The sequence below is a fragment of the Bifidobacterium amazonense genome, assembly GCF_018555435.2.
Lineage (GTDB): Bacteria > Actinomycetota > Actinomycetes > Actinomycetales > Bifidobacteriaceae > Bifidobacterium > Bifidobacterium amazonense.
The window spans coordinates 22,025-37,113 of sequence record NZ_JAFEJT020000015.1 but is presented as its reverse complement, the minus strand read 5'-3'; the positions used below and the strand labels follow the sequence as shown (position 1 = coordinate 37,113).

The window sequence follows — 15,089 nt, the reverse complement described above, 5'->3', positions numbered from 1 at the left end:
CCTGTTCCTTCTAGTGCATGACGTGCTGTCGCCTGTTTGGGTTGCGGCGCGTGGTCCACGCGCCCTGCAAAGCCATCGTGCAGGCGACAAGCGGGGAGATGTCGATGTCGGATCCGCTCTTGTTCCATCCGAACGCGCCGCTTTTGCCGATCGGCCGCGTGGTCACGTTCGCCACTGCCTTGCCCAATTGCGGCTGGTCCGCATCCGGCAGATGCCGCAGGGTGCCGGCGTTCAGCATGTCGAGCACGCGCCCACAGGCCTGACCCATGCCGTTCGTGGAGTTCACCATGACCTTCACGCCCCGTGCCTTCAGCTCAGGCAGCAGCACCATAGCCGGGCTTTGCGCGTCGATGACGACGGAGGCGGTCTTCGGCCAGCGCTCGGCGATCCAGTCGGCGGCCCAAGCGGTGCCATGCCTCTTCGTATCCCGGTATTCAACGAGTTCGATATGCGCCGTGCCGTCCGGGTACTTCATGCACGCTCCGATAGCCAGGGCGCTGCGGTCGGGCGACATGTCGATACCGAACGAGGTCACGCCACCATCCGTGCGCGCGGACACTTCGCCATCGGCCCATAGTTTCGGGCTTATCGCGCTGCTGACTGTGGTTTCATCCCAGATGCCGAGGCCTTCTCTGCGGAACGAGTCATCGCCCAGGTTCTTCTTCATGCGCAGGATGGCCGCTTCACCTGTACGATGCGGATACGACGGGTTGGCTACCGCCCACTGTTTCCGGTCGTCACTGTTGGCGTCCTTGTCGGCGCTGAACTCCACATACAGCATGTCCGTGCTGTCGCCCTTCAGGGCCTCGTCACGACGGGTGGAGAACACTTCGGACGGATCCGACGGTTTCGGTGGCGTGCCCATGTAGATGATCAGAGGGTTGCGGGCCGCGTTCGTCGCCGGGATCATGTCGTCCAACGCGCGTTCCGTGAGGATCTGCGCCTCATCGAACACTTCCACGTCCACGCTGTCGAAGCCTCTGCCGAAGCCGTTTTCGCGGGCGCCGAACATGATTCTGGATCCGTTGACGAACACGATCTCCTGTTGTCCGTTCGCCCTGCGCGGCTCCCCGTCAACGAACCGGCTGATAGCCTTTCTGCGGACGAGGGCGCACATGAATTTGAAGGTTTCGTCGCTGGTGCGCGTTCTGTGCGCGGTCCACAGCACCTTCAGTGGATAGTCGTTCAGGATGCACAGCATGACGATCATCGTGCCGATCAGGAATGTCTTGCCGACCTGACGGCAGATGCTGATGACCACGCCGCCGATGCCGGCGGCATACACGCCATCCGTGGTCTTGCCGAGAATGCAGCGTCCTAGCTGGCGTTGCCATCCGTCGTATTCGATGTCGCATTGCCGCGCCTGCGCTTCGACCTTCGGCCATCCCGTCGTCCTGATGCCATCGGGCAGCACCACGTGTCGGGCTACTTCGGAGAGTTTGCGGCGGTCGGAGTGCGTTTCAGATTTCGTCCGGGTCGAACGGTTCATCCTCTACCTCCGTCGCGGTCGGTGCGTTAGCCCCGCCGTTCTCGGATTCGAGCCGTTCCAGTTCGCGGCAAACCTCCAACATTCTGCGGCTCAGTGCCGCAAGGTCTCGGGGCGGTGTGTCAGGATCGAACACGGCGGTCTGCAAGCGGACCAGCGTCTTGCGAAGCATCCCCTCATAGTCGAGCGGATCCACCGGCTTCACCGCCTTGCGGGGCGTCCTTGCGGCCATGAGTCACCTGATTTCTTGCTTTGGGGAAAAATAAATGGGGAGAGTTTTGGCCGATACTCCGGGGTAGCCGGGCCTCTGCGGGGTTGGGGTACCTCTCCCATCCGTCGAAGTCACCAGTCCGACGTTTTGAACGGGATGGCGGTGGGCTTGAGCGCGGACTTGCCTTGTGAGGCTTGTCTTGCCCACGCAAGGCTCTTATCGCTTTTGAGTTGGTTGCAGCAACGATGCGTTTTCTGTAGATTTCTCAGGTCCGTTGCGCTGCCGCCACGACTGACCGGAATGATCTCGTCCACTTCGGCGCTCATTGGGTCTGGCCATTTGATGCTGTCATCTATGGGCTTGCCGCAGATGCCGCATGGTGTTTGTTGCGCGAGCACTCGCTGCCGTGCGAGGTTGCGGGCTTGTCGGTTGAGGCGCCGTGGATCCTTGTAGTTCCTATCGTGGGGCATATGTGGGCCATTGTGTTGGCGGGTGCCGTGATGCCTGTGTCGCAAGCGGTTTTCGGTTATGCAGGTGTGAGGCTTGGTGGGCTTCACGGCACCCGGAGTATGAATGTGCCCCGCCGGTGAAAGGAGGAAAGCCCGGCGGGGCGAGGTGAAGTCTTTGGGATTGCCTTGGTGTTCCTTGCATTGAACGGCAACACTATCATTTTCGCCGCGTTGCGGTTTGGCCGCAAGCGACGGAGGCCGTCAGGTCTACTAGATATTCGACGGTTTTGTCGCCGTGTTCCCAGACCGGGTGTAACCGGCTGTAACGTCTGTGGGGGCTTCCCGTGTTACTTGCTGGCAACCCTTGTTTTCAGATGGTTCCGTCATTCTTCCTACCTTCCCTGTAACGGGTGTAACGGTGTAACCGATGGTCATGGCGGTGGTATGAGAATGCGGGAGGGTAGTCATGGTTACGCCTGTTACCCCTGTTACGGTGGTAGTGAATCCTTGATTTTCCGGTACTCGCACCGTAACGGGATGCCTGTTACCCGTTATCGCTCTGGATTGTCGTATGGTTCATTCTCACGACTGGTGTAACGCGGGTAACGGGTGTAACGGGCGGTTCGGATTGAGGGATACTGGAATGAGTATTATCGGAATCTCCGAGGAAAGGATGAAGATATGCCAGATCAGCAACAGGATTCATCGTGGAAGCCGACCATTCCTCCGAGCTATGCGGATCCTGAGAATCAGGTGCACATTTCGCAACATTCTCTGGACCCAAGTCACATCCATACACGCTAAGGTGGCCCGGAATGGCGGACACGAAAGCGAACGACGCAGACGATGAGCCGGCTGAGGCGAAGCCGGATCAGCCGGAGAATGAGGCGGAAGTCATCGCATCTCTGGAATCGGTACTGGCCGAAGTCAACCGACAGAGGGATTATCGGCGCAAGCAGGTCGATACTTCGGTGCAGCTCAGTCGTCAGCTGATCGGCTTTGCTTCACTGACTTCGCCGTTCGCCGCCTTATCAAGTGTTCATGTGCAGTGGCTGAAATACGTCGCTTTGTTTTTGTTGGCTCTTGCCGTAGCGGTTGGACTGATTGATATATGCGACCCGAAGCGCGGTGAGGAAGAATTGCCGTTGGACAGGCTGCGTAATGACGCTTGCTCAAAAAGCAGAAAATCCGTATTGCTGTACCAAATCGACAATCTGACGGCCAATGAGGCGAAGGCGCGTGCGGCTGAGGATAAGCGGATCCGTTGGGTCAAGCGTGGCTATATGTTGCTGGGGTTTGCCGTGTTGTGCACGGCACTGTCCATCATCGATTACGCGGCGATAGCCGCTTGGATTCAGCAGCTTCCCTGAGATTGGAAGAAGGGCGCACCGGTTGTCCGATGCGCCCTTAATCGTGCCGGTGTTTCCGCTCATGCCGCCTTGTCGAGTTCGTCGTGTCCGATCCCGCTTTCGGCCTTCTTGAACTTGGCCGCGGCCTTGGCCTTGGCTTTCTCGGCTTCTTCCTTCGCCTTGGCGATGCCGTCGAGTCGCGCTTGGTCCACGGCGTCGGCGACTTCGTTGAGGCGTTCGGGCCATAGCGCCGCGTAGATGTCGAGTGTGATGCTCGCCGTGGCGTGTCCGAGCTGTTTCTGTAGCGTCTTCACATCCGCGCCGTTGGCGATGGCGATGCTCGCGTAGGTGTGGCGAAGACTGTGGATATTCACGCCTTCGTCCTCCATCCCCACCGCCTTCACGGTCGGGTACCAGACACGGGTGCGCCAGTTGTGGTCATGGATATACCCGCCCCGCTTCGCACGGAACAGGAACTCGCTTTTGCTCTGGTCTTCGGCCAGTTTCTCAAGTTGCGCGATGAGGGATCCGGGCAGCGCGATGGTGCGGGCCTCTCCGTTTTTAGGGGTGCCGAGCTGCATTTTGCCATTGCCGTCATCCGACCATGTTCGGCGTATGCGGGCTTTGCGCCCCTTGAAATCGAGGTCTTGGATTTGCAGGGCGAGGGCTTCGTTGATGCGCACTCCCGTATAGGCGAGGAACCGGATGAGCAGGCCGTCCACGTCTCGCCCGTTGTCTGCGGCTGTGTCGGCAAGCAGCTCCACTTCCGGCACGGTGAGGAACACCATGTCCTCGTCCTTGGTCTCGATTTTGGGCGTGACAACCTGCTTGGCGAGGTTTTCCCGGATCCACTTGTTGGTGATGGCGTACTCGAACACCGCCGCCATGACGACTTTGACGATGTTGCGGATGCTTCGCGCGCTTAATGGCTTCGGCTTGCGCATGACGCCTTTCTTGTTTACCGGCAGTTCCGCCTTGTAGTCGCCTTTCTGGAGGCCGGTCACCCATGACTGGAGATCCTTGAGCGTGATTTCGCGCAACGTCTTGTCGCCCCACGTGGGGTTGATGTATACGCGAAGCTCCCGCTGGTAGCGGCCGAGCGTGGAGGGTTTGATGTCAAGCTTGGTCTCGATCCACTGGTCCGCCACGTCGCGGAAAAGCCGCTGGTCGGCATTGGGGTCGATATAACGTCCGCGCCGGATGTCGTCTTCAAGGGCGGCTTGAAACTCTTCGGCGTCGCAGAGCTTGTCGAACGCCTTCGTCTTCGACTGCTTGGTGCCGTCCGGTTTGACGACGAACCAACGGCAGCGCCAGCGCATACCGCTGCCATAGCGATTTGAACGCCACTTTTCGGGCACACGGGCTTTCTGCGGGTCGCGTGCGTTGGCGAGGCTTCGCCGGGCTGTGGCCGATGGCGGGTTGCCATCATCGTCGTCTTTGAGCCACAGGTCATCGATGGTCACTCGTGCCATAGGTTCAGCTTCTTTCAGTATGCGTAGGCGGGGTTCCGCCGGAACGGTTCGTTTTCGAGGATGTCCTGTATGTCCTTGATGACGCCGACGGTGACGTGGAGCTCGTTGGCGATCTTGAAGGGACATGCCTCGTAGGTCTGCTCGGCTTGCGCGTATTCGCGGAGGTCCACGAGCCTGAGCGCGGTTTCGCGTCGGGTCTTGGCCTCTTCGGCCACCGGATCCATCCACCGGTTCATGCCCAAACGGAAATGTTCCGCGTGGATGATCTCGTGCTGTAGTGCCACTCGTTTCTGGTTGTCGTTGATTCTCCCGTCGATGGTGATGAGACGCCGCTCGTGGTCGTAGTGCCCTAGGTGGTCGCCGGTGATTGTTCCTTCCACCACCTGAAGTCCCATTGATTGGGCCTCACGCAGCAGGTCGCCATAACTGTTCTTCAAGCTGTGCCTTTCGCTTCCGGTCAGTCCGTTGGTGTTTCCATTTCTCTCTTCTTGTTTTCGTCGCGGTATGCGGCGGTGGTGTAGTTCAGTCTGCCGTTGCCGATTACACGGGTCAGCTGCTCCAGTACGGATTGCTGCTCGCTCATGCGTTCGGTCCCGTATGCCCCCATTTCTTCGTTGACTCGCTGGTGGGCGCGTCCGACGATTTCTTTCAGCTCCACGCCGATGCACAGGCAGATTTTCTCCGCCACCTCCACCGGTATGGATGGTTTCGCGTTCAGCCAGTTCGCGAAGGACGATCTGGCATGTCCGAGCCGGTCGGCGATTTCCGCCTGCGAATACCCCCGGGAACGGATTGCGCCTTTGAGCTCGGCCCCGAGGTACTTGCCGAACAGTTGCGCCCTAGTGTCGATTTCATTAGCCATACCGCCATCATAACATGATTTCTCGCTAATGCAATTAGTCATATCAAGTCATTTTCGTGTTGATATTTCGTCGAAGGACGAATAGTGTTAGCGATATGACTAATAGACGTTCCGAGGTGGACAGGTGGCTGGGTGCGAAGGTGTCCCAGGTGCTGAAGTCCGACGGACACAAGTACTCCGACGTGGCTCGGCTCATACGGATGCCGTACAGCACGTTCAGTGCGAAGCGGCATGGCCGGTCGCCGTTCTCGTTCCCCGAGATTTATGCGATCTGCCTTGTCACCGGGCACGATCCCTCCGAGTTCGTACCACCCAAGTCACGGTTGCGGTTGCTTGCCAAGCATCGCGGCAAATAAGGAACCCATGAAGAAAGGAACGGCGATGAAGGACAATCCAATTCTCAACGACGAGTCAGTGAGAAGGAAGCGGGCGGCGATCAACATGTTCATGCCGATACTGAACGCGGTGTGTGGCGATGATCGCCCGCTCGTGGTGGAAGTCACCGCGCATCGCATGGGCGATGAACCCGTCCCGTTCGGTACGGTCACGCTCGCACCCGGCGCTGGAGCCGTTGTGGGGGAAATCCATGCGAACGAACTTGAGATCTGCTTCGTCGGCATGGTGCTCAGCCTGTATGGAGACGTGCTGACGCGCACGGGAATCCAGTTGGCTGAATCATCCGACGGCGCGGATAACTACATGGTCTGCGAGCGCGACGCGGCCACGCCGACGGATCTCTGAGGTGACGCTATGGACGGACCAATGGAAGACACGGGGTTGTTCGACTCGCTGGAGGCCTCACTGAAGCCGATGAACACGCCGAAGGACGTTTCCGCCACCGGGATCTCCGAAGGCACGTTGGGCTACTGGCGGTCTATGGGCATCGGTCCGAAGTTCGTGAAGGTCGGGCGCACGGTGCTGTACCCGAAGGAAACGGTTCTGGACTATTTCCGCACACACGTCTACCAATCCACCGGCGAAGTGAGGGATGAATGGTGATGGACTTCGATCTGGATGACCTGCGATTCATCGAATCATGTCGCGCCGGCCGTGCGCCGACGAAGCCCCGGCGGCGAACGCGCACGCGCCGAAGCCGTCCGATGAGCGACGAGGAACGTCGTGCGAGCAAGCGCGATTGGCAACGTCGGCGGCGTGAAGATCCGTGGGAGCGGGAGAAGGATCGCGCGTATGCGCGTGACCACTACTACCGGAACCGCGAGAAGCGGCTTCGACAAATGAAGGAATACCAGCGGCGGCGTAAGGCGGAGGAGGCATCTAATGGGTAGAAGCCTGAAGACGGCGCGGCGCGCCGGCGCGGCAATGGAGGCCCGGACCGTCGATTATCTGCGTTGGGCGCTGGACGACGACCGGATCGAACGCCGTCATCTGATGGGCGCGAACGACTGCGGCGACATCGCCGGCATCCGCTACCGGGGCCATCGGATCGTCATCGAGTGCAAGAACACGGCGAAGATGGATGTTTCCCGGCATCTGCAGGAGGCGGAGATCGAGCGCGGCAACGATGACGCCCTGATCGGCGTGGTCGTGCAGAAGCGGCCGGGCATTGGCATCGAGTCGCGTGACGGCCAGGCCAGACAACTCGTGATGATGACGCTGGAGTCATTCGCGCTGCTGCTGAATGACGGAGTCCCGTTGGGAGGCGATGCGGATTGAGACGGTATCTGCCGAGATGCCGCGCGTGCGGATCCTTGGCGGCTCCCACCGATGCGGATTCCGCCTACGAGAGGGCGAGGGAACACAGGAAAACCAAGCCCGGCCATCCGGTCGGAGTCATCCCCATCAGGGTGAGTGGAGGTAAGGAACAATGACGGGAACATTGGTGCAACCCGAGATCGACGGCTCGATGCCGTCTTTGGAGGATCAGAGGCACGATCTGCTGGAGCATCAGGCGGCACGTATCGCCGCATTGCAGGTGGACATCAAACGCGCCCAGGACGAGATTGACTCCCTGAAGGCGCAGATCCTCGATGCGTGGCCGGTCGGCTCGTATGAGGCGGGCAATCTACATGTACAGGTTAAGGCCGGCAATCAACGGCTGGATACGAAGCGTTTCACGCAGAAGTACCCGGCGGCTCAGCATCCGTCCTTCTACAGGGTGTCGCCGGATGTCTCGGCGGCCCGCCGAGCCTTGGGTGCGTTGGCGTTGGAACCGCTGATGAAGCGCGACAAGAGTTCGGTGGTGGTCAAATGAGCGCCGCCGACGTGCTTGCCGTTCTGAACGGTGCGGGATCCGCCGAGGCCACGGCGCAGGTCGACACCGTCGAGAAGGCGACGCCCTATGAGCTGTTACGTGTCGAGGCATCGCTGTGGCCGCAGATCCGAGGGCTGATTGAGGACAATATCGGCAACGCGCCACGCGAACGGCAGAAGGCCATCGGACCGAGCGAGCTGGGCACGGACTGCCTGCATTGCTTGGCGGCGAAACTCGCGGGGTGGCAGCGTCGTCGCGGCGTGGCATGGCTCCCGTTCATCGGCACGTGCGTCCATGAGCATTTCGAGCGCATGTTCGACGGGCTGAACCCGCAGGGCTTCGACTCGGACGTGAAGCACCGGCCGTACGAGACAGAGATGAGGGTCACGGTCGGAGAGCTTCACGGGCTTGAAGGCGGTTACCCGGTGCGCGGATCCATCGACCTGTACGACCGGCGTTCGGCGAGCACCGTGGATTGGAAGATCGTCGGATCGACCACGTTGAAGGACGTGAAGGCGCACGGCCCCTCGCAGACCTACATGGTTCAGGCGTCGCTGTACGGCATCGGCTTGAGGAACGAAGGCGAGCAGGTGGAACGTAACTGCATCTTCTTCCTTCCCCGAAACGGGATCAGTCTGAACGACGCCTTGCCTGTGGAGCTGCGCTTCAGCGACAAACCCGGACTATGGGCGTTGGCAAGGGCGCAGATGCTCATCACCTTCATGGATCTGATCGAACGACAGGAAGGTGTCGATGTGCGCGATGCGTGGATTCACCTGCTTCCCGTTTCCTCCACCCACTGCTTCGACTGCGGTTCATGGCCGGACGATGCGGCGAACGGGATCCCTGAACTCTCCGCGCCACCCACGCCCGAAGTGCCGGAACGGTGGCGGCAACTGATTCCGCTATTGGATCCGACGATGCGGGAGGTGCCGGACATGTGACGTTTCCTCCGAAGCCAATCTCATCCAAGTCAACAGTCAACCAGTCAAACGATTAGGAGTCAGCAATGTTCGCACAAGCAAACCAGTCGCACGGCAATTACGGCCAGCCCGCACAGGCCTTGCCGTCGCTCGCTCAGGTGATGGCGGGAGGCACGCCGTCGTTCTTCCAGCGAGAGGACCCCATCGGCACTTCCGTCACCGGCACGGTCGAGAGCATCGAGGCCCAACAGCAGCGGGACATGGACACGCAGGAGCCGAAGTTCTTCGACAACGGCCAGCCCATGATGCAGGTCGTCATCCATGTCGCCACCACGCTTCGGGACACCACCATTCTGGGAGACGACGGCGTTCGCGCCGTGTACGTGAAAGGAAAGAACCTGAGCACGTTGCGTCAGGCCTCCCGCATGGTCGGGCGCGACTTCCCGCATGTTGGCGACGGGTTCACCGCCACTTATACCGCCAACGGCGAGGCCAAGAAGCGCGGCTGGAATCCGCCGAAGCTGTACAGCTACGAGATCGTGCCCAATCAGACGCAGGTCGCCCAGGCCATGAGCGCCACAGAACCCCAACAACCGGTTCGGGGCCAGACGTCGCAGACGCAGCAGCATCAGCCGCCGACCACGCAGCAGCCCGCGTTCCAGCAGCCGCAGGTGAACGCCGAACAGATCAAACAGCTCGCCGCCATCGGACGAACTGCCGCGGAGATCGCCGGATTCCTCGGCGTTGACGAGCGGACAGTCAACGACATCATCGGCGACGAACCCGAGTTCTAGAGGGGGTGCCCGAACCGTAGCCAAGCGGTCTCCGCGGATGCGACAGCCGTGGCGGGCACAAAGAAGACGATTCCACTACGAGTAAGAGAATGAGGCGATAAGAATGGATGCTCCGTTCAGGCACCAGTGTTCGATCATCCCGGATGGGCCGAGCAACGTGCAGACCGTTCTTATGGGGATGCGGGTTTCACCGGATCCGTGGAAGCACACGTTCTATGACCGCGTCGGACGGAGCATCGAGGTTCCGCGCAACGAAATGAACAAGAGCAAGCCGTACTTCGATGACGGGTATGCGAAAGCACTATGGGATTTCCGCAACGATTCCATGCTGCTCGGCGAGGATGGCCAGACCCTGTACGTGCGCGACGTGGATCTGACCGGCGCCAACCGTCTGCTGGATTCGTGGCACGCCATCGGATCCCTTGAGGACGAGTACCACGTGACCGGACGGACGCAGGTGTATCTGCCGTGGAACGTGCAGCTTCGCGTCGAGTGCGCGAAACTGGCGAAGCGCGTCCGTCACGGTGTGAAGTTCCGCAACATGGCGTTCTACCGCATCGACGGCCGCGTGCAACGCATCAGTCCCGGCGATCCTCTGTTCGACAACCCCTTCGAGGTGTTCATGGACGTGGACTATACCGACGAACTGGTCGCCAAGGCCGGCGAGTTCCTGCGCTTTGTCACTGCGGACGCGCATAGCGCCGAGAACTTGGGACGCATGTTCGCCACTCCGCTGCTTGAGCCGTACAAGCACCTGTTCTATGTGCTGTATGGCGGGGGCGGCAATGGCAAGGGGATCCTGCTGGACACGCTTCACCGAAGCCTTCCCGCGTTGTCCGCCGCCGTTACGTCGAAAACCCTGCTGGGTGGACGGAACGGTAACGGGGGATTCGCCACTGATCAGGAGATGCTGAAGCTGATCGGCGCACTGTGGGCCTACGACGAGGACGCCGACACCATCACCTTGGAGCAGGCCACCCTGCTGAAGAAGATCGGCACCGGCGACACGATGGTGGCGCGGCGCGTGCAGGAGAACGCGGTCAGTTTCAAGAACAAGGCGACGTTCATCATCGCATCGAACAACCCCGTCATCATGAGCATGACGGAGGCGCTGGAACGGCGCCGTGTGTTCGTGCGCATGAAGGACGGGCGCGCCGAAGGCGAGTTCGCGGATCTGTTGCGGTTCCGTGACGAGCATGGTATCGCCCCGTTCCTCATGGCCTCATGTCGTCTCTGGGAAGCCCGTGGCGACAAACCGTGGACCGATGTGGTTATCGGATCCGCCGATGATCTGACCGAGGCGCAACAGTGGATCGTGGATTGCATCGTGGCGAACGGGTACGCCGTCAGCCGGGATAATCCGTTTCGCGAAACCGAAGCCGGGCACCGGAACACCGCCATGAAACTCGGTCTGAAGTCGAAGCCCAAGCGCATCAACGGCGAGGTGGTCCGTGTGCTGGTGGTCAGAAACGAACACGTCTTCAGCGTGTACCGCGACAGTGCGGCGAGGGATCTTGCCGAAGCGGTGGAAGCCGAAGCCAAGCCCGTACCGCCGCTGCCGCCACCGATTGAAGGTGCTGCTGTGGCAACGCCAGATGATTGCGGTTATCCGGTCACATTCGGCTCCGTTACCGATGAAAAGCGCTCCTATGACTGGGCGAAGAACCGCACCCTTCCCGAAGGCAAGCAACCGCCGGCCAACGTGGCGGCGTATGCGGTCGTTCCGGCTGCGGGCATGGCGATCATCGATCTGGATGTCGCTAAGGATCCGGCCACCGGTGAGGTCCTGAAGGATGCGCCAACCGGTTGGGACGTGTTCAACCGCGAGATCGGCGAATACGGTTCCCCGGATTTCCCGAAGACGTACCTCGTCGGTACGCCGACCGGCCGCAGGAACGGCTTGCCGTCAGCGCACGCCTACTACATGATTCCGCCGGAACTGCGAGGCCGGTTGAAGAACGCCGTCCACGAGAAGGGCATTCCGGTCGATATTCGTTGCGAAGGCAAGGGGTACGTGGTCGGCGCTGGTAGCCGGATCCCGGACGGTGATTATCTGCTGCTGGATTTGCCGGACGGCCAGCCGCCGGTGATGCCGCAGAAGATGGAGCAGTGGCTGATTGCCCACAATTACGTGACCAACGTGGAAGGTCAGGCGACTTCGCCTGTGTCTGCGAGCGCCACGCGGATTCCCCCGTTGAGTGAGGTTATGCGCCAGCCCATTGCCGTGGTCTCCGCATCGAACGGTCGCCCCGACATGACGCCGATTCCCGCAGGCAGCCGCAACAACGATCTTCATGCGTGGGCCTACGGCCGACTGCTGAACCACCCGGAGAACGCCGAGGCCATCCAGCGAGACCTGCTCGACCGTGGTCGGGCGAGCGGCTTGAAGGATACGGAGCTGACGACGATCTGGAACTCGATCCGTCGTCAGTTGGGAGGCGGCTGACATGGTGAGACGCAAACCCTCATGGCTGAGGCTGCTGTGCCCCAGCGGCGTGAACCCCGCCCATCTAGTCGCCCGCAAATGTGGGACATGCGGCGAATGGGTGGCGGTGGATACTGGCGGGCCGGTCGAAGAGGTTTACGATCCGGGCGTGCTGGATGCGAACGATCTGGTGACGGCCGTTATTCTCGGTCGCCGATTCACGCGGATCCAGCCGATAGCAGGCACGGGCCTCATTGCGCTTCGCACCCCATGCGGGTCATACGGCGTCAGTCGTGACGGCCTGTATCTGGCCGTGCACGAGTGCTTCAGAACACCCCTCAGCATGAAACCGTTCAAACCACCCAAACAGGTGGAGGGCAGCAAATGGGTCGGGCCGAGGATGACCGACGAGGAGATCAGACAATTCGAGACAGCTTGGAGGAGCAAGCCATGACCGCCACACATAAGCCGGTGTTCAAGACACCGAAGAAAACAACGCCGAGGAAAACCCACCGACTGATTCGTCTGGTGCCGGCCGTGCTCGCCATGCTGCGGACACGAGCCACCACCGTCGGTTTCGGGACCCCGACAGGGTACGTACGCGAGTGCGCGTGCGGATTCTCAACACGGGATCCCAATCGGTTCGCACAGCATCTGGAAGACAAGATCGGAGAAACCATCATGAACAATCCACTCGCATTCCTGGATGACCCCACGCCCACGCTGAAGCACAGGCTGCTGGATACCGCGAAGGGCGGGAGAATCTTTATCTGCTCATGCGGACGCGACTTCACGTCGCTCACCGTCATGCAGGAACACATCCGTGCCATGAATGAGGGGAACGCCGATGACCACGAATGAGCCAGTGCATTTGGTAGTCACGGAATCCACCGGACATGGGCTGCGTTGGTGGTGTTCCTGCGGATACGACACCGATGACCTACAAGAGTTGAAGAACCATCTGAACCGGAAGGACAAGCATGACGGGACCATGCGTGAACAATGACGGAGCCGAAACCGCCGCGGGACGATTGCTGTGCCGGAGCTGCGAGCATCGGCTCTGGGACAACCTCGCCCAACTTGGTGAGGATGCCATGCCACTGCTATTGATCGCCACCAGACAAGCCGGCGTGAACATGCAGGGTAGCGGACACGCCTCGCCGGCCGAGGCCCCGTCGCCGTTGAGGGATGACTTGTGGGAGCTGTATTGCGAGGCGGAACAACTCATGCGCCGGTTGTGCGCACGGTTCGACTACCCGAAGACGCTGGATCCGCACATTACGGTGGTCGGTTTGGCTCGTATGGTGCTTGCCCGACCGGGACCGTTGCTGAAGAGCGGGGACGTGCTCGGCTGGTATGAGGACATCGCCGATATGTCTGGACGAGTCCACAAGGCGGTGAATCCCGCGAAGCCTCGCATCGCGTTCGGCTCGTGCCCGGACTGCGGCGGCGTGGTGTGGGGGGATCCAGACGAATCGGATGGCGAGTGCGCGAGCTGTGGCGAGCGGGTGAACCGTCGAGCCGTGGCCGACCGGCTGCTGGCTCGTCTCATCGTCAGCGAAGTCAGGGGAACCGCCACCGAGCTGAGCGCCGAGTGCGCGAAGGCGGGTATCCGCCTACCGGCAAGCACGATACGAAGCTGGGTCAACCGCGGCGGTTTACGTTACAGATCCGACGGGAAACTCTCCTTGAGTGAGCTGGTGCCGTTACTGCGGAAACGCGCCGACTATGGGAAAGAAGCCTGACCGGGGTTGTCCGTTGAAGGAATATCAACGGACAGCCCCCTACCGTCACTGGAAAGATTTCTTTTTGTAGAAGCCCATCTGCTCATCGCCCCACCATGTGAGGAACTGTTCGGCAGTTTCGCCGTTGTGACCTCTGCTGTCGAATGCCCCATCGGTGGATGCCACACGTCCGCAGGTTTCCTCGGCCAGCGCGGCGGCGACGAACCCGTATCCGGTCGAGGCGACTGCCGGGCCGGCGAAGTTCCGTATGTCATGCCAGAAATGGGGTTGCGCGTTCAGCAATCGCATGTCCTCATCGGACAGCGGCAGATCGAACTCGTCGGCTTCGATGGGGAAGCATTCGCCCAGCATCGACGGGGGATAGCCTTCCTTCCCGTCGGACTTCACGTAGTCATCGATCCACGGCTGATCGATCCGGGTGCGCTCCCACAGCGACGGCCAGGAACTCGCCCGCCACTGGCCGTCGATCAGATACGCGAAGCCGAGATCCATCTCCACCTTCCAGCGCGTGGCCGGATCCACGTACCTCAGTTCCTCATCGGGGCCGCATGGGTAGAACGCCTTGACCTCCACGGTGCTGTCGATGCCATACCGGTCGAGCAGCTGCTGATAGAGCTCTTGGGTGCGGCTTCTCGTCTCTTCGACCAAGGGCAGGTAATCCGTCGTCGGATACACGTCAATCGTGGTGGACATGCCCCAATCATACCGAAACCCCTTGGAATCATTGGAATCTCGGGCGCTTCATGCCAGTAACAAAAAATGTTACTGGATTCGGCCATCCCGGTAACACTGGAATTTTGTTACTGGAGCCGTAGCCCGAAAAAAGAAGAGGCCCTACATCCCAAGCGGGAGTAGGGCTTTCGAGTCGGGCTGACAGGATTTGAACCTGCGACGTCTTGCTCCCAAAGCAAGCGCGCTACCAAACTGCGCCACAGCCCGTTTTCATGCCATAAGGCATAACTTTTCAATTATACGCACCGCGGGGGACGCGATGTGCTTCCAACTGCCGGAATCCTTGGTTCAGAAAACAGCCGAGAAGTCGGAGGTCTGCGGTCATTGTTACTGAGTGTTACTGGACTCCATTCTTCAGTTTTTGCCGAAACCCGAAACCCTAAGCGGGAGTAGGTCTCAGCGGCGGTCATAACACAGTCGGTTTGGTAT

At 60.4% G+C, this 15,089-nt stretch carries 20 protein-coding genes and 1 tRNA gene; 13 read left to right on the top strand and 8 right to left on the bottom strand.

Annotation, left to right across the window (positions count from 1 at the left end):
- Positions 1–10: 10 nt before the first annotated feature.
- The 3 genes from JS533_RS05180 to JS533_RS13690 form a co-directional block, all read right to left on the bottom strand.
- Positions 11–1,489 (bottom strand): terminase, encoded by a 1,479-nt coding sequence (locus tag JS533_RS05180; protein WP_241513427.1) that lies wholly within the window; start codon positions 1,487–1,489, stop codon positions 11–13.
- Positions 1,461–1,718: a hypothetical protein gene (locus tag JS533_RS05175; RefSeq protein ID WP_241513426.1), complete on the bottom strand. Its 258-nt coding sequence runs from the start codon at positions 1,716–1,718 to the stop codon at positions 1,461–1,463. Before JS533_RS05175 ends, JS533_RS05180 begins: the two co-directional genes overlap by 29 nt.
- A gap of 110 nt (positions 1,719–1,828) precedes the next feature.
- The gene (locus tag JS533_RS13690) at positions 1,829–2,167 is read right to left on the bottom strand and encodes an HNH endonuclease signature motif containing protein (protein WP_274619178.1); all 339 of its coding nucleotides are present in this window, start codon (positions 2,165–2,167) and stop codon (positions 1,829–1,831) included.
- Positions 2,168–2,961: 794 nt separating this feature from the next.
- On the opposite strand from JS533_RS13690, the gene JS533_RS05165 reads away from it, so the two are divergent.
- Positions 2,962–3,516: a hypothetical protein gene (locus JS533_RS05165; protein ID WP_241513424.1), complete on the top strand. Its 555-nt coding sequence runs from the start codon at positions 2,962–2,964 to the stop codon at positions 3,514–3,516.
- A gap of 59 nt (positions 3,517–3,575) precedes the next feature.
- Here JS533_RS05165 and JS533_RS05160 read toward each other — a convergent pair whose 3' ends face one another.
- From JS533_RS05160 to JS533_RS05150, 3 genes are read right to left on the bottom strand one after another with little or no spacing between them, the layout of a single operon-like run.
- Positions 3,576–4,967, bottom strand: a complete 1,392-nt coding sequence (locus JS533_RS05160) for a tyrosine-type recombinase/integrase (protein ID WP_241513423.1) — start codon at positions 4,965–4,967, stop codon at positions 3,576–3,578.
- 14 nt (positions 4,968–4,981) lie between these two features.
- Positions 4,982–5,404, bottom strand: coding sequence for a hypothetical protein (locus JS533_RS05155; protein ID WP_241513422.1), 423 nt, complete (start codon positions 5,402–5,404; stop codon positions 4,982–4,984).
- Positions 5,405–5,424: 20 nt separating this feature from the next.
- The gene (locus tag JS533_RS05150; protein ID WP_241513421.1) at positions 5,425–5,829 is read right to left on the bottom strand and encodes a helix-turn-helix domain-containing protein; all 405 of its coding nucleotides are present in this window, start codon (positions 5,827–5,829) and stop codon (positions 5,425–5,427) included.
- Between the two features lie 95 nt (positions 5,830–5,924).
- Between JS533_RS05150 and JS533_RS05145 the strand changes: the two genes are divergently transcribed.
- From JS533_RS05145 to JS533_RS05090, 12 genes are all read left to right on the top strand, one after another.
- Positions 5,925–6,185, top strand: coding sequence for a helix-turn-helix domain-containing protein (locus JS533_RS05145; protein WP_241513420.1), 261 nt, complete (start codon positions 5,925–5,927; stop codon positions 6,183–6,185).
- 7 nt (positions 6,186–6,192) lie between these two features.
- Positions 6,193–6,570 (top strand): hypothetical protein, encoded by a 378-nt coding sequence (locus JS533_RS05140; protein WP_241513419.1) that lies wholly within the window; start codon positions 6,193–6,195, stop codon positions 6,568–6,570.
- 21 nt (positions 6,571–6,591) lie between these two features.
- Positions 6,592–6,828, top strand: a complete 237-nt coding sequence (locus JS533_RS05135) for a hypothetical protein (protein WP_241513418.1) — start codon at positions 6,592–6,594, stop codon at positions 6,826–6,828.
- Entirely contained in the window at positions 6,828–7,115 is a 288-nt protein-coding gene (locus JS533_RS05130; protein ID WP_241513417.1) for a hypothetical protein, read from the top strand. The genes JS533_RS05135 and JS533_RS05130 overlap by 1 nt, the downstream gene beginning before the upstream one ends.
- Positions 7,108–7,503, top strand: a complete 396-nt coding sequence (locus tag JS533_RS05125) for a protein kinase family protein (RefSeq protein ID WP_241513416.1) — start codon at positions 7,108–7,110, stop codon at positions 7,501–7,503. Before JS533_RS05130 ends, JS533_RS05125 begins: the two co-directional genes overlap by 8 nt.
- A gap of 151 nt (positions 7,504–7,654) precedes the next feature.
- Entirely contained in the window at positions 7,655–8,041 is a 387-nt protein-coding gene (locus tag JS533_RS05120) for a hypothetical protein (protein WP_241513415.1), read from the top strand.
- Positions 8,038–8,985 (top strand): hypothetical protein, encoded by a 948-nt coding sequence (locus tag JS533_RS05115; protein ID WP_241513414.1) that lies wholly within the window; start codon positions 8,038–8,040, stop codon positions 8,983–8,985. The genes JS533_RS05120 and JS533_RS05115 overlap by 4 nt, the downstream gene beginning before the upstream one ends.
- 65 nt (positions 8,986–9,050) lie before the next feature.
- Complete coding sequence (locus tag JS533_RS05110; protein ID WP_241513413.1) at positions 9,051–9,758, top strand: hypothetical protein; 708 nt, start codon at positions 9,051–9,053, stop codon at positions 9,756–9,758.
- A 103-nt stretch (positions 9,759–9,861) separates the two neighbouring features.
- The gene (locus tag JS533_RS05105; protein ID WP_241513412.1) at positions 9,862–12,204 is read left to right on the top strand and encodes a bifunctional DNA primase/polymerase; all 2,343 of its coding nucleotides are present in this window, start codon (positions 9,862–9,864) and stop codon (positions 12,202–12,204) included.
- A gap of 1 nt (position 12,205) precedes the next feature.
- Positions 12,206–12,637 (top strand): hypothetical protein, encoded by a 432-nt coding sequence (locus JS533_RS05100; protein ID WP_241513411.1) that lies wholly within the window; start codon positions 12,206–12,208, stop codon positions 12,635–12,637.
- Entirely contained in the window at positions 12,634–13,044 is a 411-nt protein-coding gene (locus tag JS533_RS05095; RefSeq protein WP_241513410.1) for a hypothetical protein, read from the top strand. The genes JS533_RS05100 and JS533_RS05095 overlap by 4 nt, the downstream gene beginning before the upstream one ends.
- 134 nt (positions 13,045–13,178) lie before the next feature.
- Positions 13,179–13,928, top strand: a complete 750-nt coding sequence (locus JS533_RS05090; protein ID WP_241513409.1) for a hypothetical protein — start codon at positions 13,179–13,181, stop codon at positions 13,926–13,928.
- A gap of 45 nt (positions 13,929–13,973) precedes the next feature.
- Here JS533_RS05090 and JS533_RS05085 read toward each other — a convergent pair whose 3' ends face one another.
- Together JS533_RS05085 and JS533_RS05080 are read right to left on the bottom strand one after the other, a co-directional pair.
- Complete coding sequence (locus tag JS533_RS05085) at positions 13,974–14,621, bottom strand: hypothetical protein (RefSeq protein WP_241513408.1); 648 nt, start codon at positions 14,619–14,621, stop codon at positions 13,974–13,976.
- A 172-nt stretch (positions 14,622–14,793) separates the two neighbouring features.
- Positions 14,794–14,867: transfer RNA gene (locus JS533_RS05080), tRNA-Pro, on the bottom strand.
- Positions 14,868–15,089: the final 222 nt, after the last annotated feature.